Origin of the sequence: Caballeronia sordidicola (genome assembly GCF_001544455.2) — a bacterium.
Taxonomy (GTDB): Bacteria; Pseudomonadota; Gammaproteobacteria; order Burkholderiales; family Burkholderiaceae; genus Caballeronia; species Caballeronia sordidicola.
Window position 1 is genome coordinate 180,155 of sequence record NZ_FCOC02000012.1, and the last position, 23,693, is coordinate 203,847.

Here is a 23,693-nt window from a genome sequence, read left to right on the forward strand (position 1 = left end):
GAACCGCTCAAATCTTTTGCTTGACGGTTAATTAACTGCACCGGCCATACTTGTCGTCAAATCTGACGATGTCGTCTTCGCCGAGGTAGGTCCCTGACTGCACTTCAATGATTTCAAGCGGCACGCGACCCGGGTTTTCCAGGCGATGACGCACGCCGAGCGGGATGTAGGTCGATTCGTTTTCGCTCAGCAGAAACTCTTCTTCTCCGCGTGTCACGAGCGCCGTGCCGCTGACAACGACCCAATGCTCCGCGCGGTGGTGATGCATTTGCAGCGACAGGCGCGCACCCGGATTCACCACGATGCGCTTGACCTGGAAGCGTTCGCCATGATCTATGGAGTCATAGAAACCCCAGGGACGGCGAACCTTTCTATGTGTATCGGCTTCGGGCGCTTTCTCCCGCTTGATCCGCGACACGAGACCCTTGATGTCCTGCACGCGCGAGCGGTCAGCCACCAGGACAGCGTCGTCGGTCTCGACCACGATCAGGTTGTTCGTTCCCACGCACGCCACCAGCCGCCCACCTTCAGACCGCGCATAACTCGCGGTTGCCCCTTCGAACAAGACCCGGCCGCTTGCCGCATTGCCGTCTTCGTCCTTGTCCATTGCGTCCCAGACCGCGTCCCAGGAACCCAGATCGGACCAGCCGGCTTCAAGCGGCACGACCACGCCCATGAACGGCGAATCGGGCTTGCCCAGATGCTCCATCACCGCATAGTCGATCGAATCGGAAGGCGACTTCTGAAACGAAACAGCGCATGGACGCAAGTATTCGTCAGTGTTATTCGCTTGTTCGTGCGACAAGACACATGCCGCGTACATCTCTGGCTGAAGCTTTTCAAGAGCGGCAAGCCATACCGACGCACGCACGACGAAGATGCCGCTGTTCCACCAATAATTACCGGAGGCGACGTATTGCGTGGCAAGTTCGGCTGCCGGCTTTTCGACAAAGCGATCGATGCAATGCGTGCCGTCATCCAGTGCGTCGCCCAGGCGGATGTAGCCAAAGCCGGTATCCGGCCGTGTCGGCGGAATGCCTAGCGTGGCGATTTCGCCGGATTGCGCGTGACGCGCCGCGGTGTCTATAGCTGCGTGAAGCGCGGGCACATTTGCGATCGCGTGATCGGCCGGCATGGCGACGAGAATCGCGTCCTGGCCGTCGGCGCAGGCAGTGAGTGCGGCAAGCGTGAGTGCGGGCGCGGTGTCGCGCCGCGCGGGTTCGACCACGATGCGCGCGCTCACGCCGCTGTCCCTGATCTGTTCCGCTGTCGCAAAGCGATGTTCGTCACCGCATACGATCACGGGTTCGGCGGCAACATCCCACGCGGAGGGAAAATCCTTCATGCGCAATACGGTCGCCTGCAGCAAGGACTCGGCGCCCACTACGCCAATCAGTTGCTTCGGAAAGTTTTCGCGCGATACCGGCCACAAGCGCGTGCCCGAACCGCCAGCCAGAATCACCTGCACAAGACGCCGGCAGTCGGCCGCGAGACCTTTTTCGCCCATGACCACTGCTCCTTCGTCCTGCCCCGTTTTCGTAATCATTTTAGTAATCCTATATTCCCGAACGTCTTCCCCGGGTGACGCCGTGCATGTGCCCTGCACCGGCTTCACCGATAATCCCGCGCGGCTCGCTTTCGAACCGTCTGATATGTCTGTAGTGCTGGTCTCCCTCAGACGCCCGCGTCGCGCCGGCTTTGCATCCGGTATTCGGTTGGCGAAATGAGAAGGCGCTTGCGGAAGATCTTGGCGAGGCGATCGCCGTTGCCCATGCCGCTGCGGCGCGCGATCTTGTCGACCGGCAGTTCGGAATCAGTGAGCAGCGTGCAGGTCACCGCAAGACGCGCTTGCAGCAGATAGTCCGACGGCGTGATGCCCATCTCGATCTTGAAACGGCGCAGGAAGTTGCGCTCGCTCATGGCTGCCACTTGCGCGGCGTCGACCACCGAGATCGGCCGCTCGCAGTTGTCCTGCAGCCAGCGGGCGGCGGCGCGAATCTTGTCGCCGGCGGAAGCCGTGCCGCTGTCGCCGAGCAAGGGGACCAGCTTCGAGGCGGAGCCCGGCATCAGGCGTTCGGCGACACCACGCGCTACATCCACGCCCAGATCGCGCTTGATCATCAGTAGCGCGCCCTTCATGGACTCGTAGCGGTCGCCGGCTTCGCTTGCCTGCTCCTCGCGAACCGCGTTCATCATCGAATGTCCGATGTGAATCTGCGATTCCGCCGCGTGACCTATACCCGCCGCATCGAGCACCTTGCGTCCCTCGGCAATCGACTTGACGAGGGTGGTCTTCGAATGAACGCGCCGCAGCCACTCGACGATGCGTTCGTCGCCCGCGGCGTTGTCGGCGCCCTTGCCGCCCGCCACGAACAGTGCGTCGAAGCCGCCGTAATGACGCGCGTCGAGCCCATCGGTCCATACGCGTACCGACGACGAACATGCCACGTTACCGCCTTCGACGGAGAGAAAACGTACGTCGTAGTTCCAGTCGTTGCGGGCTTTCAGGACAGCCAGTTCATTTGCAACATGGAAGACTTCCGCGACAATGCCGGCGCCAAGCAAAGAGAATCCGTCGTACAACAGGATCGCGATGCGGCGAATCTCGGCTTGCGTGCTTCTGGGCGCCGGTTGCAGCCAGCCCATTACGGCGGGTTCAAGACTGGCGTAAGGCATGGCATTCCCCTGCGAACTTGTTGAATCCAACATGATTGGATAGTGTGTTCTCATTGCGGTGCATCATAGACACCCTCAAGTTTGATTAGGTTGTCGTGACTGAAAGTAGCGAGATGTTGGCGGAAAAATTCCAGCGTCGCCATTTAAATCCTTTCAGTGCGTGCGGTGCCGATCATTTACCCTTTTTCCAATACGGCCGTTCGTTTTAAACACCGTGAAATTGGGTTGGGTCGTTTGATTTCGAATCCGACATTGCAAGACGAATGCCAATCCAATCCGGTAGCGCATATCGGACAGGGCTGTCAAAACCTGCCAACGTCATACAAATCAATGCTCAGCGCGGTTTCCGGCGGCCCGCGCCACGCGGCTTTCCAGCACCGTGGCGGTCCGCCGCGCGGGACATTCCGGGCGTCGAGCAACGTAAACGTTTCGTCTATGAAACATCGAAAAAGTCGATTAACGAACCGCTTCGAGAGAAGGCCGTGTTTAAACGCGGCTGAAATGAGGTCATAAAGCGACTTCAAATTAAATTACAAGCTTTGATGAACGCCTTTAATGTTTTGCCTCGATTAACAACAAGATCGCCGATGGTGCGAAAGCGCACAGACATTCTCTGGCTCGATAAATTCCCTTAAATCGCGTTTCACACAAGTAACGAATTTATTTAATCTTACAAAATGCGGGATATATTTAAAAACCACTACCCGGAGCTAATGGCGCTCGGCTAAATGGGCTGCGTGCGGGGTCGGCAATGCACGTGGCGATCGAGACGCGCGAATGCATGGCGAAAGGAACCAGGCACTTGGCGGTTCAGTCCGCCCCGCCTCAACCAGTCCCATACCAGCTATATTCAACTGGTCTGCCTCCTACCCGTGTGTCGGAATGCTTACCAGCCGTGTGCGGAAACCGCCGCTCAGCACATCAGTGCGATTTGATACAGATTAGTTACGCGCCATTCCTTACAGTCAGGCCACATTTCGCCACGCCCGATCAGCCATTGAGTCGCGCAATCCCGCCATCCATATGAGGTTCAAGCCCCTATGCAGTGAGCATCCGCCAACGTTCATCGCGATGACTGGCGCGATTGTTTCGCCTCACCTATCCTCAGCGCCATTGGGGAGCCTTGTTGGACGAGGCGCAGCATGTCTTTACACAGGTGCTGCCACTCATGGAGCATCGCTTTTTGCGGCAGTGCGGCATCGAAAGTTTCCGGCTTACGGCATGACGAGGCGCACGGCGTAGAACCCGCCGAAAACGTTTCATTCAGGTAGCACGAAGGTGGCGCGGCAGCACTTTCATCGGTGGAAACACCAATGCTGCGAATTGGACCACCCGGCTTTGATTCTTCGGGGCGTAATGAAAACGACATCAACAACACAGTCGCCGCGTCGGGTTGTAGCGCTGGCTCGCTGCACGAAGATCGCGCTAATTTGCGTCATGGGGCTGGTTGTATCGAGTTGCCGGGGCGAATCGGCAACTGACCAGGATGCGAACACCACGGACGGCTCGGTCAAGATAGACGGCGCATCCTGGACGCCGTGCGCGGCCGAGTACGAGCGCTGCTCATTCGATGGCGCGAGAAAAGTGCTCTACGGCACGCCGGAAAAGCACACGGTCAAGACCTTCAGCGGCGGGACGGGCTGCGACAACGGCGTATTTGACGACCCGGCGCCAGGAGCCACGAAGCATTGCTGGGTCGAAGCGCCGGCGCAAACCGGCGGCCAGCGCAAGGCGAGCTTTGTCGCCGATGCACCGCCGCCCTCCACGCCGCTTGCGATGCAATGCAGCCCTGCCGCCGCGCCGGTCGACATCCCCGGTTCAAGCCCCGAGGCAGACAGCATTGAAGCCGATACGCCCGGCAGCAACGGCACGCGCATGTTCGCGTTGCACAAGCCGTTCGAGATTGCGCTGACCACGCGGTCGAAATCCGCCGGGACGCTTGCGTGGCAAATCCAGGATGCGTGGAACACCGTCAAGGCGAGCGGCCGCGTTGCCGTCACGCCTGGCGCACATGTATCGACTATTCGATGCACATCGCAGGCGGCCGGTTACTTCGCCGTCGCGGCACGGCTCGAATCTGGTAACGCTGTGCCGGTGGCGCTACCTTCGAAGGGCACGCGCCCTGCGGGAATCGCGACCTTCGGCGTGTTGCCCGATCTCTCCGGCGTGTTGCCGGGCGTCACGTACAGGAACGCCGACCTGCACCGCTTCGGCGGCCAGGGCGCGGCCTATTTGCGGCCGGGCCAGTCGTGTTGTTCCGGAGATGGCTACAGGCCGCTTTACACGGACCTCGGCCTGACGTGGGTGAACGACAACCGCAACTGGTACATGACGGAGCCCAAGGCGCCAAACACATTCGACGCCGCCGCCGACAACCTCCAGCCCTTCTTCAAACCGGGCGACCTGCTGCGGCTGATCCAGCTCGATGGCATTCCCGGCTGGGCGAACAAGACGGGCAAGGATACGCATAGCTACGCGCCTTCATCGCTTGCCGACTACAGCGCCTATATGAAGCGCGTGGGCGAGGAATCGAACCGCGTGCGCTCGACCGTGTTCCCGACGCAATCGAGCAATTACTATCAGGTGAGCTGGGAACCCGATTATGAAGGCGGCCTGCCGTGGCGGGACTCCGACGCCAACCTCGTCGCCATGTACAAGGCCACCTACGAGTCCATCCATGCAACCGATCCGCATGCCGCGGTCATGGGCCTGACACTGTCGTCGCTCGGGAAAAATGCCGAGTGGCTCAAGCGTCTCGCACCGCTTGGCATTGCCAAGTATCTCGATGGCGTGAGCGCGCACGGTTACTACGACGTCGGCACGTCGCCATCTCATCCGCCGGAACGCATGGCGGGCAACAGCGATCCGCAAAAGGCCGCGCAAAGCCTGCCCGCGATGATGCGGGCGTTGCGCCACACCATGGCGCGGATGCTCAAACCCGGCGCGAAGCTCTTCATCACGGAGTCCGGAATCAGCTACGACATCGGCACGAAATACGGAAGCGCGACACCATCGGCGAATGTGCTGTATGCGCAGGGCGCGCTGGTTTCGCGACTGCATCTGATCCTGCTCGGCGAAGGCGCTGACATGAGCTATGTTTTCTATGCAACCGATCCGCCCGAAGTGGGTTATGGCATCTTCTTCGATCTCGTGAACGCCGAAGGCGGCTTCGGCCAGACGCAGATCAGCCCGAAGCCCGCAGCCATGGGCGTGGCTGCAATGACGCGCGCCATAGACGGCACGGTCACGCTCGGCCCCGTGAAGGACACGCCATCCGGCGTCTACGCGTATGCATTCCAACGGCTGAACGGCGGCAAGGTCGTGACCGCGCTATGGACGCACGACAACGCCGCGTGGCCCGGCGCATCGGGCTTCAGTGCTACGCGTGGCGTGCGCTATTCGCTTGCGGTCGATACACCTGGCTCATCGGGATCGGTCAGCGTGCTCGACATGATGGGCAATCCGTCGACGCTGCCTTATGCAAACGGCCGCGTCGCGCTGACGCTCACCGAAGCGCCGGTGTACGTGATTTCGCAAAACGCCGACGTGATGAAGCAGAACGTCAACGTGCCCGAAGGGTATGTGGCGAGGTAGCGCTTTGTGCCTGACGGCGTGTCAATGTGTTTCGATAAAGCTGCCGGGTCTTTACGAAAACTCCGACAGATTCACCTCCCGCCGCGCCTTAAATTGGATATTCCCATGACCATTTAGGGCAGCGGCGTGCGCCGTTGTAATTGCATGAACCCACTTGATCCATCGACTGCTTCGGCATCCACAAGCAAACTTCTTCTGGCCATACTCATTGGTTGTTCAACCGTGCTGACCGCGTGCCCGCCCAAGGCGCCTGAAACACCTGACACCACGCGCGTTGAAAGCACGTCGCTCGTGAAGGGCGACCTGCGTTGACGCGACTCAAGCTGCGTATTGGCTTACAAGCACGGTCTTTAGTCGGTTTAAGCCAGCCCATTGCCAATACGGAGGCTCAGGCCCCGCGCTACACTGAATTGCATGCATAAAGTGCCGAAGCAATCAGAGATGCACAGGAAAACTTTGCCCCTCTTGGCCAGCAACAGCGCAACCCAGCCTATTCGGAAACATCATGGAAAGCCTGCGCCTGATGCCGATTCTTGTCGTCGCAATGCTCGGCGGCGGGTTGGCCGTATGCGCGCTGCTTGCGTTGGCCGTGTTTGTCGTCAGTCACACCTGCACACGCCTGTTCAAAAACAACGACCATGATTGAGGTAATTCGAGCGTGACAGACCTTTCTTCATTCAACGTGGTCGCCGCTGTACGTGAGCCGGAGCGGCCCATGCAAAACGCGCCGTCCCGTCTCAATCCTCACCTGGGCAAAGCGGATTTTCTCGACGTCGTCCGCCTGACTCCACTCGTGTCCATCGACCTGATCGTGACCGACGGAAACCGCCGCGTGCTGCTCGGGCAGCGGCGCAACCGTCCCGCGCAAGGTTCGTGGTTCGTGCCCGGCGGACGCATCATGAAAGGCGAAACGCTCGATACCGCGTTCACCCGGGTGGTTCGCGACGAACTGGGCATAGCGAGCGTTGAACGCTCGGCGTCGCGCCTGTTCGGCGTGTTCGAGCATCACTACGATGAAAACTTCGCGGGCGTCGCGGACATTCCGACACACTACGTGGTGCTCGCCTACTCCATCACGTTGGGCGGCGCGGTACCCATCGGCCGCTTCGACCAACATAGCGGATATGCATGGCTGCTGCCTACTGAAGTGCTCACTAGAAGCGACGTGCATCCAAACGCGAAAGCTTATTTCCGTTAAGCCCTGGCAGCACGTCCAGGCAATCTTCAAGCGGCTCGCAAAGCCGCTTTTTCATTTTGCGCGAAACCATTGGCGCAAAAAAAAGCCCGCACGAGGCGGGCCAAAGACCATAGCGCGCACCGGGGGGCTAGCGCTACTTACAACACGGTTCATGCTGCATTAAATTACGTGTCCCCGCCACGGCCGGAATTGCCTGCAGCTAGCTTGATTCCGGCGCTGTCGTCATTCGGTGTCGACAGCGAGTTCAGGTGTTTCATCGAATCGTTCAATCTCAGCCTCGTTCGCGGGATGGCGGCCCGCGAGGAACGCGCGCAGATACGCTTCGAATGGTTGCGCGACTTCAGGGTGGCGCAGCGCGAATTCGACGGTCGCCTTCAGATATCCCAGCTTGCTGCCGCAATCGAAACGCTTGCCTTTATATCTGTACGCCAGCACCTGTTCGTCAGCGAGCAACGCCTGGATCGCGTCGGTCAACTGGATCTCGCCGCCCGCGCCCGGCTTCTGCGTGCGCAAATGCTCGAAGATGCGCGGCATCAGCACATAGCGGCCCACCACACCGAGATTGGACGGCGCCAGCGCCGGTTCCGGCTTCTCCACTACACGTGCGATCTTGAAGAGATGTTCGTCCCACAGGCGGCCATCGATCACGCCATACGATCCCGACTCGCCCGGATCGATCTCCTCGACGCCCACCACCGACGAATGATAGTGATTGAACACCTCGACCATCTGCGCCATGACGGGCGGCTCGCCGTCGAGCAGATCGTCGGCGAGCATCACGGCGAAGGGCTCGTTGCCTATGAGTTTTTCCGCGCACAGCACGGCATGGCCCAGCCCCAGCGGTTCAGCCTGGCGTACGTACACGCAGTCCACATGCGACGGCTTGATGTTGCGCACGAGGTCGAGCAATGCGCGCTTGCCTCGCGCCTCGAGTTCGCTTTCTATTTCGTATGATTTGTCGAAATGATCTTCTATGGCGCGTTTGCCGCGGCCCGTGACAAAGATCATTTCCGTGATGCCGGCAGCGACTGCTTCTTCCACTGCGTGCTGGATCAGCGGTTTATCGACGATGGGCAGCATTTCCTTGGGACTTGCCTTCGTCGCCGGGAGAAAGCGCGTACCGAGCCCAGCGACGGGGAACACCGCCTTGCGAACTTTCAGCATATCCGACCCCTTGTTTGTCCGGCGCTCGCGAACGGGCCAGGATTTCATGTCAACGTGATTTATGTGTTTTATGCGACTCGGCAAACACGTTTCGACTGCATGCCTCGATAGGCGCGAGCCCGGCGACGCAATCTCGATCACTGATGGTCAGCTTATTACTCGAATATCGAAACCATCTGCCAACATCTCGTGCTTTTCAGACGACCGTCATGACGCTTCAATCCCGCCGCGTATAGTGCGACGCATACGAGACCAAATACCCGCCGCTCTGGCCGGCAACGGAGAAAGCTGATGGGACACGCTAATGGCACGAGCCGGTTGCAGGTTGTACGCCCGGCTGGTGCGGACCCCGCGCTGGTGCACCATGAGCACGATGCGCACACTGAACACGCCAAGCCGCGCACGAATACGCCCGGATCGTGGCCCGGTGCACATGACCGGGAAGCGTCGGCCGAAGGACGCGATCCGGGACAAGAAACCGCCAACGAAGCCATGCAAGACGTCATGCACGAAGCCAGACTCGAAGGGACGCCGGCGCCCAGGCGCATAGGCATTCTTATCTTCGAAGATTTCTCGCTGGTCGAAGTCAGTTCGATTTCCGAAGTGTTTTCGCTCGCCAACGAAATCCATGAACTGTCGGACTCGGCCGCCATCAAGGGCGGCGAAACGCCGGACTACGCGCTGCTGTTTTTATCGAGCGACGGAGGGAGCGTGGCCAGCAGTTGCTCCATGCGTATCTGGACCGAGAGCCTCGATACACGCTGGATGAGCGACTGCGACGCGCTGTTCATTGCGGGCGGCGACGGCGCACAACGCGCGAAACTCGACACGCAGTTGCTGCGCCGCCTGAGCCGCGTCGCGCCGAAGATATCGTTCGTGAAAGCGATAGGCGAAGGCTCGCAAATCCTGGCGGCGGCGAACCTGTCGCTGCAAAATCGTGCGCCCGACTTCGAGGATCCGGCAGCGGCGTCGGCATTGACCAGCTCGCTGTTCATCGCGGAACAGACGCTTACGCTCGACGACCCCAAGGGCCCGATTGCGGCCGCGTTATCGATCATCAAGCGCGACTATGGCCCCGCGTTGGCGCGGGAAGTGTCGGAGCGCTCCATCCCGGGCGCGTGGCCAAAGTTGTCCGCGGTACTCGAAGATACCGATGTGGGCGGCGTGCGCCAGAAGATCGACGCAGCCGCGCGATGGATGCGCGAAAATTACATCCGCCCCATTTCGATAGCCGACGCCGCGCGCGTCGCCGCCATGAGCGAGCGCAACTTCCTGCGCCGGTTCAAGGCGCAGATTGGCCTGACGCCATCGGAATATTTATTGCGTGCAAGGCTGGATGCAAGCTGCATGCTGCTTGCGGCAACCGACCTTCCCGTGGACAAGATCGCGCGCCGTTGCGGCGCGGGCAGCGGCGACGGACTGGCGAAGATTTTTCGCAAGCGCCTGTCGATCTCGCCAACGGAATACCGGCTTGCCGGGCGCAGAAAAGCGGCGGAGGACTGACGCGGCTGCAGTAACATCACATACGAAGTCAAGGCATTGCGCGACAAGCCAAGCGCGACGTTTTGCACGTCGCAGCGCGGCGCGCGCTTTTCGGGGGAAGCATGACGGGTACCACTATTCTGGGTTTGATCACCAATCTCGGTGACGTTGCGCTCACCATTCCAATCGCGGCCGGTTGCGCGATCTGGGTACGGGCAACGGACAAGCGCGAAGCGCTGGTCTGGATCGCCTTGCTTGGCGGCGCGCTGGCGCTGGTCGGGGTCAACAAGATTCTTTATGCGGGCTGCGGTCTGGAAATTCGGTCGCTCGAATTTCGCGTGATCAGCGGCCACACCATGCTGACATCGGCGGTATGGGGCGTGACGTTCGGATTGCTGGCCGGGAGCTGGCGTGCGGACTGGTACGGGCTTGGTGCGGCAGCGGGGTTGGTACTTGGCGCGCTGATCGGGTTTTGCCGGGTCGTGCAGGATGCGCACACGCCAATTGAAGTGGTCGCCGGATGGTTTCTCGGCAGCGGCGTGGCGCTCATTTTCCTGCGGCGCTTTTTCGGGCAACCGCGGAAGATGACCGGGTCGTTGTTCGCCGGGCTTGGGTTGCTGGCGGTATCGACGATTGCTTATGGGCATCACGCGCCCGTCCAGCAAATCCTCGCCGCGTATTCGCCGTGGTTATGCCGGTGGTTCGATTTGTAAGCTGTCTTTTTAGGCCTTCATAAGCCCGCACCAGATGATCCGATGACGCGGGCGAACGCCTACTCAAGCACGGTCAGTTCCGCCTGCTCAACCTGTTCGACCTCCGGCGCCGGCAGCAACTCCGCCATGCACTCGCGCAGATAAGCCTCGAAACCGTCCCGCACCTCCGGGTGCTGCAGCGCGAGTTGCACGGTCGCCTTCAGGTATCCGAGCTTGCTGCCGCAATCGAATCGCGTGCCGTAATAGCGGTACGCCAGCACCTGTTCCGCCGACAGCAGCGACGCAACAGCGTCGGTCAACTGGATCTCGCCGCCGCTTCCCGGTTGCGTCGCGCGAAGATGCGAAAAGATCCCCGGCATGAAAACGTAGCGGCCGACCACGCCCAGATTCGAAGGCGCCAGCGCCGGCTGCGGTTTCTCCACAATGCCCGAGAGCTTGATGATGTCTTCTTCCCATTCGCGCCCTTCAATCACGCCATACGACGCGCTATCGACGCGGTTGATGCGCTCCACGCCAATCACCGAGCTATGGTAATGGTTGAACACATCGACCAGTTGCTTCATGACCGGCTCTTTGCCGTGAAGCAGATCGTCGGCAAGAATCACGGCGAACGGATTGTCGCCGATCAGCTTCTCGGCGCATAGCACCGCGTGTCCCAGACCGAGCGCGGTCGGCTGGCGGACATAAAAGCAGTCCACGTTTGCCGGCTTGATCTTGCGAACGACGTCGAGCAACGCTTCCTTGCCGCGCGCTTCGAGTTCCGCCTCGATCTCATACGACTTGTCGAAGTGGTCTTCAATTGCGCGCTTGCTTCGGCCCGTCACGAAAATCATTTCCGTGATGCCGGCCGCAATAGCCTCTTCTACCGCGTATTGAATAAGCGGTTTATCGACGACGGGCAGCATTTCCTTCGGACTCGCCTTGGTGGCGGGCAGAAAACGCGTCCCAAGTCCGGCGACAGGAAATACGGCTTTGGTGACTTTCAGCATCGCGCGCTTCCCAAATGATGATTGATTAATGCCCGAGCGCGTGTTCGCGAAATTCATGCGCTCAATGCACGACCGTTCATTTAAAAGACTTATTCGTGATCGTCGGGCTGCGGAAAGCGAATGCCCGATGCATTCATTGTCGACATTGGATCGTTGCGCAGCGCGTCCCTGTATGCCGACACAGCGGCAAGGACCAATAAAACAGCAATACCGGCAAGTGCGTGCATGTCCATGACGTAATCCCTGTATGCGAATGGTTAGAGACGAAGTTATCAGAAAAAAAACGGCAAATAATTGCCGAATAAAAATCGTCATTTTCGATACATGCCTTGGCAGCTTTTTTTCGATCCCGCGAAAGACGGGGTTTTTTCACGCATATTTTTCCATTATTTGCGGGACTAACATCACTGTCGGGACTTTACGAGTGAGCACGCCTCAAACGGCGCGGGGAAGCCGGGGTTCAGCGCCTCGGCCTCGCTTGATACAAACAGAATCAACCCGGACACGAGGTTTTAAATGAGCGACTCTTCCTTGCTCAATCCAGGAGCTTCCCGCTTGCGGTTATCGCCGGAGCGCGCGGCCACGCTCAGCTTGGACGAAAAGGATATCGCCATCAACGCGTGGCGTGGTTTCGCGGCGCTGCTGGTCGCGTATTTCCATTGCCGCCAGATCACGTGGATCGGCATTCAGCAATTTCACAGGACGGCCGCCGGGTTCGATCTCAACACGCTGTTCAGCTATCTCACCTTTCCGATTGCATGGGGTTCGGCCGGCGTGCCGATTTTCTTTGTGATCAGCGGCTACTGTATTCATCGCGGGACGGCGCGTAAGCTGATCGCCAATCCGTCCGCGCCCTTCGATACCCGCAACTTCCTCATGCGCCGGTTCGCGCGGATTTATCCTGTGCTGCTCGCCGCGCTGGTGCTGACCTATCTGCTCGATTCATGGAGCCGCAGTTTCACGCCGACCAGTCCGAAGATCGGCACGCTGGACCTGCATTTATTTATCGTCAATCTGCTTTCGCTGCAGGGCGTGGCGGGCAAGACGTTCGGTTCGAACGGCGCGCTTTGGACGTTGTCGCTCGAAGTGCAGTTTTACCTTGTGTATCCGCTGCTGATTGCCTTGCGGCGTCGGATCGGGATGAAGGCCGTGCTGGTTAGCGTGGGAATCGTCAACGTGGCGTCCGCACTCGTATTCGAGCGTCACGAGATCGTCTTGTTCGCGTCGTACTGGTTCTCGTGGACGCTCGGCGCGTGGATAGCCGAAGCGAAAGCCGCGCCCAATGCATCCAGATCGGCCGCCGGATCGTGGAAATTGCAGGTTGCGGCGGTTGTGGTCGCGCTGCTCGGATGCGCGGCGTTCCAGATCGGGCAGTATCTGGCGTTTCAACTCTGGGCGGTCGCGTTCGCGCTGTACCTGTATCAGGTACTCGATAAACCCATGCGCAACTCGCTGCCCGTGAAAGGGTTTTCATGGCTCGGAGAGTTCAGCTTTTCGCTGTATGTAGTGCATATTCCGATCCTCGTTTTCCTCGGATCACTTTTGTTTCGCTCGGCGCTGCAGACCGAGATCTGGCCGTCGTTCGTCTTCATGCTCGCGCCGGTTGCGGTAGCGTTCGGGTTTTACAGGCTCGTGGAACGGCCGGCCATGCACTGGTCGGCGAGTCTCAAGCTCAAGCAGGCAAACGTGACTTGAGGAGTTGGACGCGCGTTGGTCGATCGACAAAAACACGAAGCCCCGCATGATGCGGGGCTTCGTGTTTCAGCTACTAGCTTTCTAAGAACTCAACCGCGTTTCGACCGCCCCTTCCCAGCGACATCCGACAGAATCTTCTGCACGCTTTCCACATACCGCTCCGTACCGAAGCGGTTGATCGCGTTTGCGTAACCCTGCTCGACCAGACGGTTGCGCAGGTCGGCATCGGCGGAAAGTTCACCCAGCACGCCCGCCAGTTCGTTCACGTCGCCCGGCGTGCACAGAATGCCGTTCTCGCGGTTCGTCACAATGTCCACGACACCACCCGCGCGCGACGCCACCACTGGCCGCTTCGCCAGCATGCCCTCGATGATCACGCGACCGAACGGCTCGGGGCTGATGGACGTGTGCGCGATGATATCGACTGCTTTCATGCACGCCGCGATGTCATGCTGGAAACCGAGGAAATGCACACGGTCTCCGAGTCCATGCTCGAGCACGTAGGCTCTCAGTTCGGCCTCGTAAGCGTCCTCGCCGAAGAGCGCCGCGCCGACCAGCACGGCGTGCATGTCGGGCGCATCCAGCAGCGCTTCGAGCAGCACATGCTGGCCTTTCCAGCGGGCAAGACGACTGAACGAGCCGACAAGAAACGCATCCTGCGGCAAGCCGAAACGCGAGCGCAATTCATGTTGCGCGACTGCTTCGAGTTCGGTGAACGGCTCCGCTGAAATGCCGTTGAAAACAACATCCAGGCGCTCTTCCTTCATCCGCGTCAACGCGGTAAGTGCGACGGCGGACGCAGTCGAATTCGCGATCACGCGTTCCAGCATCAGCTTCGTGCACCACTTGATGATGGTGAGTTGCGTCTTGCCGAAATGCTCGGGACTGACGATATCGCGCAAATGCCACACCACCGGACGCCGCGAGATGAGGCCCGCGATTGCGCCGACCACCATCGCGCGTTGCGTGTTCACATAGATCACATCGGAGTTGCGCGATTTTTCGAGCGTGCCGCGCACGAGTCCCATCACGCCGCCGATCATGCCGGCGCTCGGCCGCTTCATGCCGCTGTCCTTGCTCACGCCGCCAAGGGCGGCGCCGTCGAGTACATCGACCTTGATGCCGACCGCTTCCAGTGCAATGCGAAACGGGCCGTCATCGAAGAGAACGGTCTCGTTGTTGCCGCGCATGTTCTTCATGACCTCCAGCAGCGAGAGCTCCGCGCCGCCGAGCACGCCGCTTTGATCGACGGCGAGTACGCGCATGCCGTCGGCGGCTTCATTGTCTTCATCCTGCTTCGGCGTGGTCGTCTTGATCTTGCGAACGAGCGGCACGGGCGGCAACGCCGGCGGCGGCAGCGTGAACTGCGGCGCGACGCTTTGCACGTAGGCGCGCAGGCCGTCGCGGAAATGCCTCACCGAGAAACGCTCGGCGTTCGCGCGGCAATCCGCCGGGTCGATCTTCACCGCGCCGAGCTCGAAACCCTCCACGGCGTCGATGATCGATTCGGTCGTCTGTTCATCGAAGAAGAGACCTGTCGGGCATGCATTCGAACTGTCGAGCACGGTTTCCAGCGCGCCGCCCTTGCCGTATGCGATCACCGGCGTCCCGCATGCCTGCGCCTCGACCACCGAGATGCCGAAGTCTTCTTCGGCCGCGAACACGAACGCCTTCGCCCGCCGCATCTGATCCTGCAGCACTGAAAACGGCTGATAACCCATGATCTCGATGTTCGGTGTAACCTTGTCGCGGATCTTGCGCATGTCGGGACCATCGCCGATCACGACGAGACGGCGCCCGGGCATCTTTGCAAACGCCTCCACGATCAGGTCGATCTTCTTGTACGGCACCATGCGCGACGCCGTCAGATAGAAGTTCTCCTTCACCTCGCAAAGCTGGAACGCATCGACGTCCACGGGCGGAAAGATCACATGCGAATCACGGTGATAGACCTTGTTGATCCGCCGCGCGATGAACTCCGAATTCGCGATGAAATGATCCACCGAGTTCGACGTCCGAATGTCCCAGTTGCGCATGTAATGCAGCACGAGGCGCGCGAGCATCGACTTAGGGCCGGCGGTGAGATTCGATTGCTGCAGGTACTGATGCTGCAGATCCCATGCATAGCGGATAGGCGAATGCACATAACTCACGTGAACCTGATCGGGACCGGTCAGAATGCCCTTCGCCACGGCATGACTGCTCGATATCACGAGGTCATAACCCGACACGTCGAGTTGTTCGATCGCGAGCGGCATCAGCGGCAAATATGATCGATACCGCTTCCTGGCCTGCGGCAGTTTCTGGATGAACGACGTGGTCACCTTCTTGCCGCGCATCCACGCGCGCTCTTCCATGAAGTCGACCACGCTGAACAAATCCGCTTCTGGAAAACAGATGAGAATCTGTTCGAGCACCTTCTCCGCGCCAGCGAATGCAACCAGCCAGTCATGCACGATCGCCACGCGCGGCACCCGCTTGGCAACGCGCGCGCGATGCTTCGGCGGTGCGTCCATCACGGCAGGCGGATTCTCGTCGATACAGCCGGCAGGTTCCTGCACCGGGTCGATGAGCACTTCATCGAGGTCATGTCTCATGCGCCACTCCTCACCTTAAACCGTGGATTTCGCGCGTCGTTTAAGACGCGCACTCAACTCTCGAACGAAGCCGCGCGCCATGGAGCGCAAGGCGGGTCGCGTCAACAGGGAACAACCGGCATTGAGGCCCGCGATAACAAACGCGGCGGCAACGGATTGCAGCGGGTATTCGATTGGATCGACGAGATAAGCCACGCCCAGCCCCGCGACAAGAAACGCGAGGTGCAGCAGCATGTCGGCGGCGATCGGCCGGGCGTTGACGCGTGAGATCCACAGCAGCAGGCCGTAGTCGGCGAGTGAGCGCAGCACGACCACGCTTGCCGCACCGATAGGACCGAAGTGCGCAATGCCGAACCACAACGCCGTCACGAAGAACGGCAGTTGAACCAGGCCGATACGCGCCGCCGTGGCGGGATTGATTTGCGACTGGATCATGATGCGTGTCACGCTGGCTTGCCCGACGAGCCACACGCCAATGATCAGAATGCGTCCAACGGGTGCGCTTGCGATGGCGATTTCCTGCCCGACCCAGATGTGCAGGAATGGAGCGAGCACGAGCATGACAAAGAGCGCGATGGGCGTAAACACACCGTTCAGGAACTCTAACGATTGTCGGACCATGGCGTCGGCGTGATCGCGCTTGACAGCCGAGAGGCGCGGAAACAAGGTCCGCACAAGCGAGTTGGGCAGCATGTTCAGCCGTGTGACGAGGTTCTGCGGCACGGTGTAGTACGTGACGAAACGCGCGCCAAGATTCGCGCCGAGCAGGATGCGATCGAGCGAGTCCGTGATCATGCTGGAGATGGTCGCGACCAGCATCCATCCGCCGAATTTGAACAAGCCGCTGGCGACACCCAGTTGCGGCCATTCGATGCGTTTGAGATCAAGCACCTTGATGCTCGCGCGTGCGAGCAGCACGACCGCAATGACGCGCGCGACTACCGCGGCGGCGAGTACCGTTTGCAGGTTGGGTGCGATCTTCCAGGCGGCGGCGAGCGGCAACAGTTGAAACAGGAACGTGCCGATTGTCTGATTCGTGTTGTAGATGCCGAAGCGTTCGACGCCGTTGATTGCGCCGGCGCACACCCATGAGACGTTCGCGATGGGGATGGCCAGTGCGAGCCATGGGAGCGCGTGATAGACCTCGCGCTGCATATCCGGAGATGTGTGCGCGACATAGGCGGTGTAGGCGAATGCGCCGAAGTAGATCAGTGCTCCGCCGATGATTCCTGTGCCCAGGTTGAGCCAGATTGCGCTCCAGAAAACGCGTGAGCGTGCTTCGAGGTCGTTTGCTGCGTGCGCCTTCGATATTTGATGCTGGGCGGCCATGCCCATGCCGAGATCGAGAATGCCGAAGTAGCCTATGAGTGTCCAGACCAGGCTGATCACGCCATAGCGTTCTACGCCCACGAGGTGGATGTAGGCTGGGACGGTGATCAGGGAGACGAAGGTGGGTAGCACCAGTCCCGAGAAGTTGATCGCCATGTTTTTGATTAACGATTTTTCCATCAGGGGCGGGTCGTTGGCACTTGGGGTTAAAGGGGTTTCTTTCTTTAGTGAACGGTTTTGGTCAATTCAGGGTTGCTGCTTTTTGCGCCTGTGCGCGGTCCCTGTTTGTTGTTCCTCTTCAGCACTGTTGGCCACTGTCCGTGGCGGGACTTCATTTCTTTTTCCAACGGCGAAAAAGAAACGAAGCAAAGAAAACGCCTTCCAAACGAGGGCACGTAAGTGTCCCCAGCGCGCAAGCACACGTTTTTGGCCCTTAAATAGAACGGAGCCCACATAACCACGAACACTTGAAACCCTTCCCCTCCGAATCCTGACATCCACACGCTTCGCCACCAGCGTTCTCGGGCCAGCACGAGAACCGGGGGAAAACTGCCGTAAAAAATTCGTTCGCACTATTTATTGACTGCCACAAACACTGGTGGCGAAGCGTGTGGGTAGCCGTGGACGAAGCGGGAGGTTTTCAAGTGTCTGGGGTTATGCGCAGTGCGTTCTTTTGAAGTCCCAAACAGATGTCAGTGCACGCTTGGTCTCCTTAAGAATTGGCGGTTGGAAGGCGTTTTCTTTGCTTCGTTTCTTTTTCGCCGTTGGAAAAAGAAATGAAGTCCCGCCACGGACAGTGGCTAATAGTGTTAAAAAAATCAACGCACATGGAACGCGCAAGACCCTGAACAGAACACCCCCGCGCCCCCAAGACCTTCACGGTCGCCACCTGTACATCATCACTTTCCCCCGCGCATCCTCTTCGACAAAAATCAAATACTCGCCATCAGCCTGCCGGCTCGCACTAATGCCATTCGGCACATCCACCCACCCCGACGCACGACCCACCTCCGGGCCAGGTTTGATCACCCCAACCTCACGCGCAGTATCCTTCTCATAGACATGCACCATCCCATACGGCTCAACCGTAAAGAGATACTTGCCCTCCACCGTCAATCCAATCGTGGTAACAAGCGGCTTGCTCTTCGTATCCCACGGCAAGGCAATCGAATAACGCTCCCGCGGCGTTCCCGACCAATGGTCGTATCGCACCAAACGCCGCCCCACTTCCTTCCAGTACCCACGATCAAACGGCTCATCCGCCGTGTAACCCGTCAAATACATCGTGTCCGTTTCCGCCTCGTACACTGCACGCTTCACCACGTTGAACGGCGCCGGCATCGGATAGTTCTGCGCGTTGTCATAGGCGTAAAGCGGATTGCCCACCTTGTCCACACCACCATATCGAAAACGATTGATGCCGCGTGTGTCACTCGTGTGCCAGATGTCACCCTTCGTGTCGACCCACCATCCCCAACCACCCGGATTGGGCAGCAAGCCACTGTTTACCTCGAACTCGTTCGCCTCGAACCGTCCGTTGCCGTTATCGTCGTGCCAGATCCAGTCACCACCCGCCGGACGATTCGGAATGTTCACTGCGGCACGCTCCCGGCCCGCGAAGTAACCCGAAGGAATCGCCAACTCACCGTCGCGCTTCGCATCGAATCGATAAATCTTCAGATGATCCGAATACATGTCGACCAGATACAAAAACGTGTGGCCATTCAACCTGCGAGCGATCGGCTGGCCAGGCCAGTCATCGACGCTGAAACTCGGGTCCTCGGGATACTTGAAACGCCCCGAAAGGAAGCCCGCATATTTCCATTCCTGTCCCACCGGTTTGGATAAATCCAGCTCAAAACGCTTGTTCCCGGTGTACACGCTGTTGGGACGCGCCGGGTCCATCCATGCACCGTCGACGAACAACAAGCCCTGCACCTGCCACAACTGCTTGCCATCGGTTGCGTAACTTTCGAGCGTGGCGCCCAATCCCGCGCCGGTCGAACCTTGCCGCACACCAATCCCATTCGTCGATACATAGATGTTGCCCCCGGCATCCGTACCCACTCCAGTCAGTCCGTTGAAACGCTGCGGACCCGGCCGCCCTGGAACGCCCGAAAAGATTCCGCCGCGCTCTCCCAGCGCACTCGTCTCGCGATACGTGTTGGCACCGCCCTCACGCGTGAAGATCAACACCTGTTGACGCGGACCGTTGTCTGCAACCAGCAACCGCCCTTGTCCGTCGATAGTCAGATCGACCGCATCGGTTCCCGCCGCCAAAGCGGGTGCATCGTCAATGGGCGCGCCCGCCGGCGTGTAGTGCGCGAGCCGTGCCTTCGCGCCTTGCGTATTCACCAACGCCCACAGCGTGCCGTCCTTCGCGAGCGCGAGACGCCCCGGTTGCGGCGCGCTCCAGTTGCTCCTTTGTTGCATCGACTCGGCGTCGTACACTTCAATACGATTCGCCGATGTATTCGCGACATAGAGCAGCGAGTCAGTCGCGGCCAGGCCGCCAACGTCCTGCCTGAATTCGGTCTTCGGCGCGCCGCGCTTTTCCTCCGGCGCTTCATTCACCATCAGGAACGCGGCCGCAAGCCTGGCTTGCTCGTCCGCCTTGTCCGCAGCGGGATTCGCCTGGAACGTGGCGGCTCGCTTGATGTCGCCTATCTCACGTCGTGACACGCCAAACCACTGCTTGCCCTTCGGCGGCCATATCCCTGGCCTCGACAAGACGCCGCGCTCATTGCCCACCGCAACCGCAACGAAGACGTATCGCTGGTTCAACGCAATCGCGTTGCCGCCGTAATGGCCCCAGCCGTGCGTGCCGTCGGCCGTTCCGAGCACCTTGCCGTTCTTGTAGATGCTGACTTCAGCACCGCTCTCGTCCCACGGCGCGTTCGTGAACACGCGGCCGTCCGGAGCAACGGCGATCGCGGTGATGTTGATCTGCGTCCACACGCCATCGCCGAAACCAAAGGTGTTGCCAATCCATGATGTGCGCGCCGGCAGCACCGTCGGCGGCGCCACGTACGCTGCATATGCCGGCGCCACGGCAGCCATGCCAAGCACACTCATCACCCAAAACCGCGAAACCAAAACCTGAATACGACGCAAAGTGCGAACCAAGAGGTTTTCTCCATCTGAGAGCGGCCAGCTATGCTCGATCTGCCAATGGCATAGGTAAGGCATCACGGCCGTTACTCGGGTTAATCAAGCCTACCGTTCAAATATTGCAAAAAAATCTGAAATAAATGGATTGATGAAATCTGCAGATGCGTTGCATGAATTCCAGATCGACTTATTTTGTTCAAAAAATTGTTTCGAAAAGTAAGAAACTGGATGGTGCCGTTGACGTGCAATGGGACCTTCAGAAGCCGCAAAGCGCATGGGCCGCCTCAATATTTTCTTAATTGTTTCGCCATAGAATTAATGACGATTTTTATTGGTCTTTCTGTGCGGCCCGCATCGGAAGGCGTGAAAATCGGGTCAACGAGCGCATATTCAGCTCGCAACGCATGCGATTGTGCAGAACATCCGTTAAATTTTTCCAAACGCTTCCGGGTCGAATCCGTCGGCGATTTCTTCGATCGACACGATGTGTTCTGTCCCCTTGCAAAAGGACGCGCATGTTAAAATTCTGTCCTGAATTGACGCGGAAAATGGCTTGGCGTCTCATTACATGCTGCACCAGGCTTGTCGGGCAGTGAACTTGCTCAACGGTCGCCATGTCGGAATGGCTGAAATATGGGCGCTGCACTCCACCCGCGACATGAGCGACATGATCGCCGCACACACCAAGCGCAATGAACGACACAAAACATCCTGATGGCGGCACGAAGCGTCGCCGCGCTCTCATCACGGGTCTTTCGGGCTTCACCGGACGCCATATGGCCGAGCGGCTGCTCGACGAAGGCTACGACGTGTGGGGCACGACTTCGCCGGCGTCGGAAGCGGACGTGCCGGGTACGACCGGCCTGCCTGTCGACCTGCTGGATCTCGACGCCGTGCGTGCTTGCGTGGCCGATGCAAATCCGGATGTCGTGGTGCATCTGGCCGGCCTCGCGCACGTGACGGGCAATCCGCCTACGCAGAGTTATCTCGTCAACATCATGGGCTCGCGCAATCTGCTCGACGCGCTCGCGCTGCTCGACAAGAAACCTCGCGCGGTGCTGATGGCGAGCACATCGAATGTGTATGGCAATGCGAACGTGGAAGTCATCGACGAAAACGTGCCGCTCAGTCCCGGCAACGACTATGCGGTCAGCAAGCTCGCCATGGAAAACATGGCCCGCTTATGGCTCGACCGTCTGCCCATTTTCTTTACACGGCCATTCAACTACACGGGCGTCGGTCAGGGCGAGGATTTCCTGTTGCCCAAGATCGTCAATCATCATGCGCGCCACGAGCAGAAGATGTCGCTTGGTAATCTTGCGGTAAGCCGTGATTTCTCCGATGTCCGCGACGTGGTCGAGGTCTACGCCCAGTTGATCGAAAAAGCGCCCGCTGGCGAAGTGTTCAACACGTGTTCCGGGGTCGGCCATTCGCTTGGCGAAATCCTGGGCATGATGCGGCGCATTGCCGGCTATGAGATCGAGGTTTTTGTCGATCCTCGCTTCATGCGTCGCAATGAGATTGCGAAACTCGTTGGGTCGAACGTCAAGTTGCGGCGCGCGATTGGCCGCGTGCCGGTCACGCCCATTTACGACACGCTCGAGTGGATGTACAAGCACGCTCGTGCAAAATTCGAAAGCGTCGCCGCCGTCAAGGCGTAACGCGCCCGGTCGGGACTTGCCCGTTCGAAAAGTGGCGTGCTTGCGGCATTGCTCTTGTCTGGCTGGCGAGCGGATCGTCCTCGGAGACTTGCAGCGATGATTGCCGCCTGTAGACCTCTGCGATCCATTCAATAAATACTTTCACGCGCCGCGGCTGGTGGCGGTTCGCTGCATAGAGAATCGACACGACTCGCGGATAAGACGGATACGCCTGCAGCACTTCGCGCAAAGCCCCGCTTTCCACATACGATGCGAGCGTATAGCTCGACGCCTGGATCAGTCCGAGTCCGTTCAGGCCACACTCTACGTACGAATCGGCGTCGTTCACGGCGAGCATTGCCTTGAGCGCAACGGCGCGGGTTTCGCCATTCACCACGAATTCCCAAGGCCTCACGCGTCCCGTCTTGCTCACGAGATAGTCCACGCAATAGTGATTCTCGAGATCCTCGAGCGTCTTTGGCTCGCCGTATTTTTCGATATACGAGGGTGCGGCGACTGTGATTTGCGAGTATCGGCCGATGGTTTTTGCGACCAGGCCGATATCGCCGACTGCGCCTACGCGGATCACGCAATCGACGCCTGATTCGATGATGTCGATTTGTTTATCGGTGAGGCTCATTTCCACGCGGATATCCGGGTAGGCCGCAAAAAATTCGGGAAGCGCGCCGATGATCGTGCTTTTTGCCATCAGGGCGGGGAGGCTGACGCGCACTGTTCCTTTAGGGCTGAGTTTCGAGCGTGAGAGCACGGACTCCATGTCGTCGACTTCGCCCAGGACACGCACGCAGCGCTCGTAGTAGATTTCGCCGTCTTCGGTGATGCTGATACTTCGCGTGGTACGGTTGAGCAGGCGTGCGCCGAGGTGTGCTTCGAGGGCTTGCACGGTGCGTGAGACGCTGGCGGCGGGGAGGCGCAAGGCATCGGCGGCCTTGGAGAAGCTGCCGCTTTCGACGACACGCACGAAGACTTTCATCGCTAGGAAACGGTCCATGGACGGGGGTTCCAGGCTGGGGGTTTTACGGGGTAGCGCGGGGCGGTTGGGCCTTGGGCGTGATTTATTATGATGGAAATTGGGTTTTAATGCGCTGAGGGGGGCTGGCGCGGTTGGGGTTAGGGCTCGTGGGATCCTGCTCTTTGGGTCTTCGCGCGGTCCCTGTTCGTTGTTCCTCTTTAGCACTGTTAGCCACTATCCGTGGCGGGACTTCATTTCTTTTTCCAACGGCGAAAAAGAAACGAAGCAAAGAAAACGCCTTCCAACCGCTAATTCTTAAGGAGCCCGAGCGTGCACTGACATCTGCTTGGGACTTCAAAAGAACGCTCAGCGTAAAACCCCGGACAGTTGAACCCCTTCCCCTTTGGCAACAGATACCCACACGCTTCGCCACCAGTGTGAGTAGCCGTCAAACCGGAAAACGCGGCGCGCAGCGCGCGCCCATTTGCGTGCTTGCACGCAAATGGGGTGTTTGGCCGTACTGGTTTCGTGG

At 59.3% G+C, this 23,693-nt stretch carries 17 protein-coding genes; 8 read left to right on the forward strand and 9 right to left on the reverse strand.

Going from position 1 to position 23,693, the window contains the following annotated elements; translation table 11 throughout:
• Window positions 1-31: 31 nt before the first annotated feature.
• Window positions 32-1,507 (reverse strand): mannose-1-phosphate guanylyltransferase/mannose-6-phosphate isomerase, encoded by a 1,476-nt coding sequence (locus AWB64_RS19460; RefSeq protein ID WP_060857048.1) that lies wholly within the window; start codon window positions 1,505-1,507, stop codon window positions 32-34.
• A gap of 167 nt (window positions 1,508-1,674) precedes the next feature.
• Window positions 1,675-2,676 (reverse strand): GlxA family transcriptional regulator, encoded by a 1,002-nt coding sequence (locus AWB64_RS19465; protein WP_060857081.1) that lies wholly within the window; start codon window positions 2,674-2,676, stop codon window positions 1,675-1,677.
• A gap of 1,356 nt (window positions 2,677-4,032) precedes the next feature.
• Here AWB64_RS19465 and AWB64_RS19470 point away from each other — a divergent pair.
• The 4 genes from AWB64_RS19470 to AWB64_RS19475 all read left to right on the forward strand — a co-directional run bounded on the left by AWB64_RS19470 (window position 4,033) and on the right by AWB64_RS19475 (window position 7,468).
• Window positions 4,033-6,270, forward strand: coding sequence for a hypothetical protein (locus tag AWB64_RS19470; RefSeq protein WP_244164116.1), 2,238 nt, complete (start codon window positions 4,033-4,035; stop codon window positions 6,268-6,270).
• A 144-nt stretch (window positions 6,271-6,414) separates the two neighbouring features.
• Window positions 6,415-6,582, forward strand: a complete 168-nt coding sequence (locus AWB64_RS31635) for a hypothetical protein (RefSeq protein ID WP_157766661.1) — start codon at window positions 6,415-6,417, stop codon at window positions 6,580-6,582.
• A gap of 193 nt (window positions 6,583-6,775) precedes the next feature.
• Window positions 6,776-6,916, forward strand: coding sequence for a hypothetical protein (locus AWB64_RS31640; protein WP_157766662.1), 141 nt, complete (start codon window positions 6,776-6,778; stop codon window positions 6,914-6,916).
• Between the two features lie 69 nt (window positions 6,917-6,985).
• On the forward strand, window positions 6,986-7,468 hold the full coding sequence (locus AWB64_RS19475; RefSeq protein WP_060857049.1) for a GDP-mannose mannosyl hydrolase: 483 nt from the start codon (window positions 6,986-6,988) through the stop codon (window positions 7,466-7,468).
• Window positions 7,469-7,690: 222 nt separating this feature from the next.
• On the opposite strand, the gene galU (AWB64_RS19480) is transcribed toward AWB64_RS19475, so the two are convergent.
• On the reverse strand, window positions 7,691-8,632 hold the full coding sequence (gene galU / locus AWB64_RS19480; RefSeq protein ID WP_082850552.1) for a UTP--glucose-1-phosphate uridylyltransferase GalU: 942 nt from the start codon (window positions 8,630-8,632) through the stop codon (window positions 7,691-7,693).
• Window positions 8,633-8,923: 291 nt separating this feature from the next.
• Between galU (AWB64_RS19480) and AWB64_RS19485 the strand changes: the two genes are divergently transcribed.
• Together AWB64_RS19485 and AWB64_RS19490 are read left to right on the forward strand one after the other, a co-directional pair.
• A complete protein-coding gene (locus tag AWB64_RS19485; RefSeq protein ID WP_244164117.1) occupies window positions 8,924-10,135 on the forward strand; it encodes a GlxA family transcriptional regulator in 1,212 nt (403 codons plus the stop codon).
• A 101-nt stretch (window positions 10,136-10,236) separates the two neighbouring features.
• On the forward strand, window positions 10,237-10,827 hold the full coding sequence (locus tag AWB64_RS19490) for a phosphatase PAP2 family protein (protein WP_060857084.1): 591 nt from the start codon (window positions 10,237-10,239) through the stop codon (window positions 10,825-10,827).
• Between the two features lie 59 nt (window positions 10,828-10,886).
• Here the strand turns inward: AWB64_RS19490 and galU (AWB64_RS19495) are convergent, their stop codons facing one another.
• Together galU (AWB64_RS19495) and AWB64_RS31960 are read right to left on the reverse strand one after the other, a co-directional pair.
• Entirely contained in the window at window positions 10,887-11,816 is a 930-nt protein-coding gene (gene galU, locus AWB64_RS19495) for a UTP--glucose-1-phosphate uridylyltransferase GalU (RefSeq protein ID WP_060857085.1), read from the reverse strand.
• 89 nt (window positions 11,817-11,905) lie between these two features.
• The gene (locus AWB64_RS31960; RefSeq protein WP_167353931.1) at window positions 11,906-12,049 is read right to left on the reverse strand and encodes a hypothetical protein; all 144 of its coding nucleotides are present in this window, start codon (window positions 12,047-12,049) and stop codon (window positions 11,906-11,908) included.
• A 283-nt stretch (window positions 12,050-12,332) separates the two neighbouring features.
• Between AWB64_RS31960 and AWB64_RS19500 the strand changes: the two genes are divergently transcribed.
• On the forward strand, window positions 12,333-13,511 hold the full coding sequence (locus AWB64_RS19500) for an acyltransferase family protein (RefSeq protein WP_060857050.1): 1,179 nt from the start codon (window positions 12,333-12,335) through the stop codon (window positions 13,509-13,511).
• A gap of 89 nt (window positions 13,512-13,600) precedes the next feature.
• Here AWB64_RS19500 and AWB64_RS19505 read toward each other — a convergent pair whose 3' ends face one another.
• The 3 genes from AWB64_RS19505 to AWB64_RS19515 all read right to left on the reverse strand — a co-directional run bounded on the left by AWB64_RS19505 (window position 13,601) and on the right by AWB64_RS19515 (window position 20,512).
• Complete coding sequence (locus AWB64_RS19505) at window positions 13,601-16,108, reverse strand: glycosyltransferase family 4 protein (protein WP_060857051.1); 2,508 nt, start codon at window positions 16,106-16,108, stop codon at window positions 13,601-13,603.
• A gap of 15 nt (window positions 16,109-16,123) precedes the next feature.
• Entirely contained in the window at window positions 16,124-17,617 is a 1,494-nt protein-coding gene (locus tag AWB64_RS19510) for an oligosaccharide flippase family protein (protein WP_060857052.1), read from the reverse strand.
• Window positions 17,618-18,313: 696 nt separating this feature from the next.
• Window positions 18,314-20,512 carry an NHL repeat-containing protein gene (locus AWB64_RS19515; protein WP_060857086.1) on the reverse strand — a complete coding sequence of 733 codons (2,199 nt, stop codon included), beginning with the start codon at window positions 20,510-20,512 and terminating at the stop codon, window positions 18,314-18,316.
• Between the two features lie 728 nt (window positions 20,513-21,240).
• On the opposite strand from AWB64_RS19515, the gene AWB64_RS19520 reads away from it, so the two are divergent.
• Window positions 21,241-22,209 (forward strand): GDP-mannose 4,6-dehydratase, encoded by a 969-nt coding sequence (locus AWB64_RS19520; protein ID WP_060857053.1) that lies wholly within the window; start codon window positions 21,241-21,243, stop codon window positions 22,207-22,209.
• Here AWB64_RS19520 and AWB64_RS19525 read toward each other — a convergent pair.
• Window positions 22,199-23,200: a LysR family transcriptional regulator gene (locus tag AWB64_RS19525; RefSeq protein ID WP_082850553.1), complete on the reverse strand. Its 1,002-nt coding sequence runs from the start codon at window positions 23,198-23,200 to the stop codon at window positions 22,199-22,201. The two genes, AWB64_RS19520 and AWB64_RS19525, sit on opposite strands and share 11 nt — an antisense overlap.
• Between the last annotated feature and the right edge of the window lie 493 nt (window positions 23,201-23,693).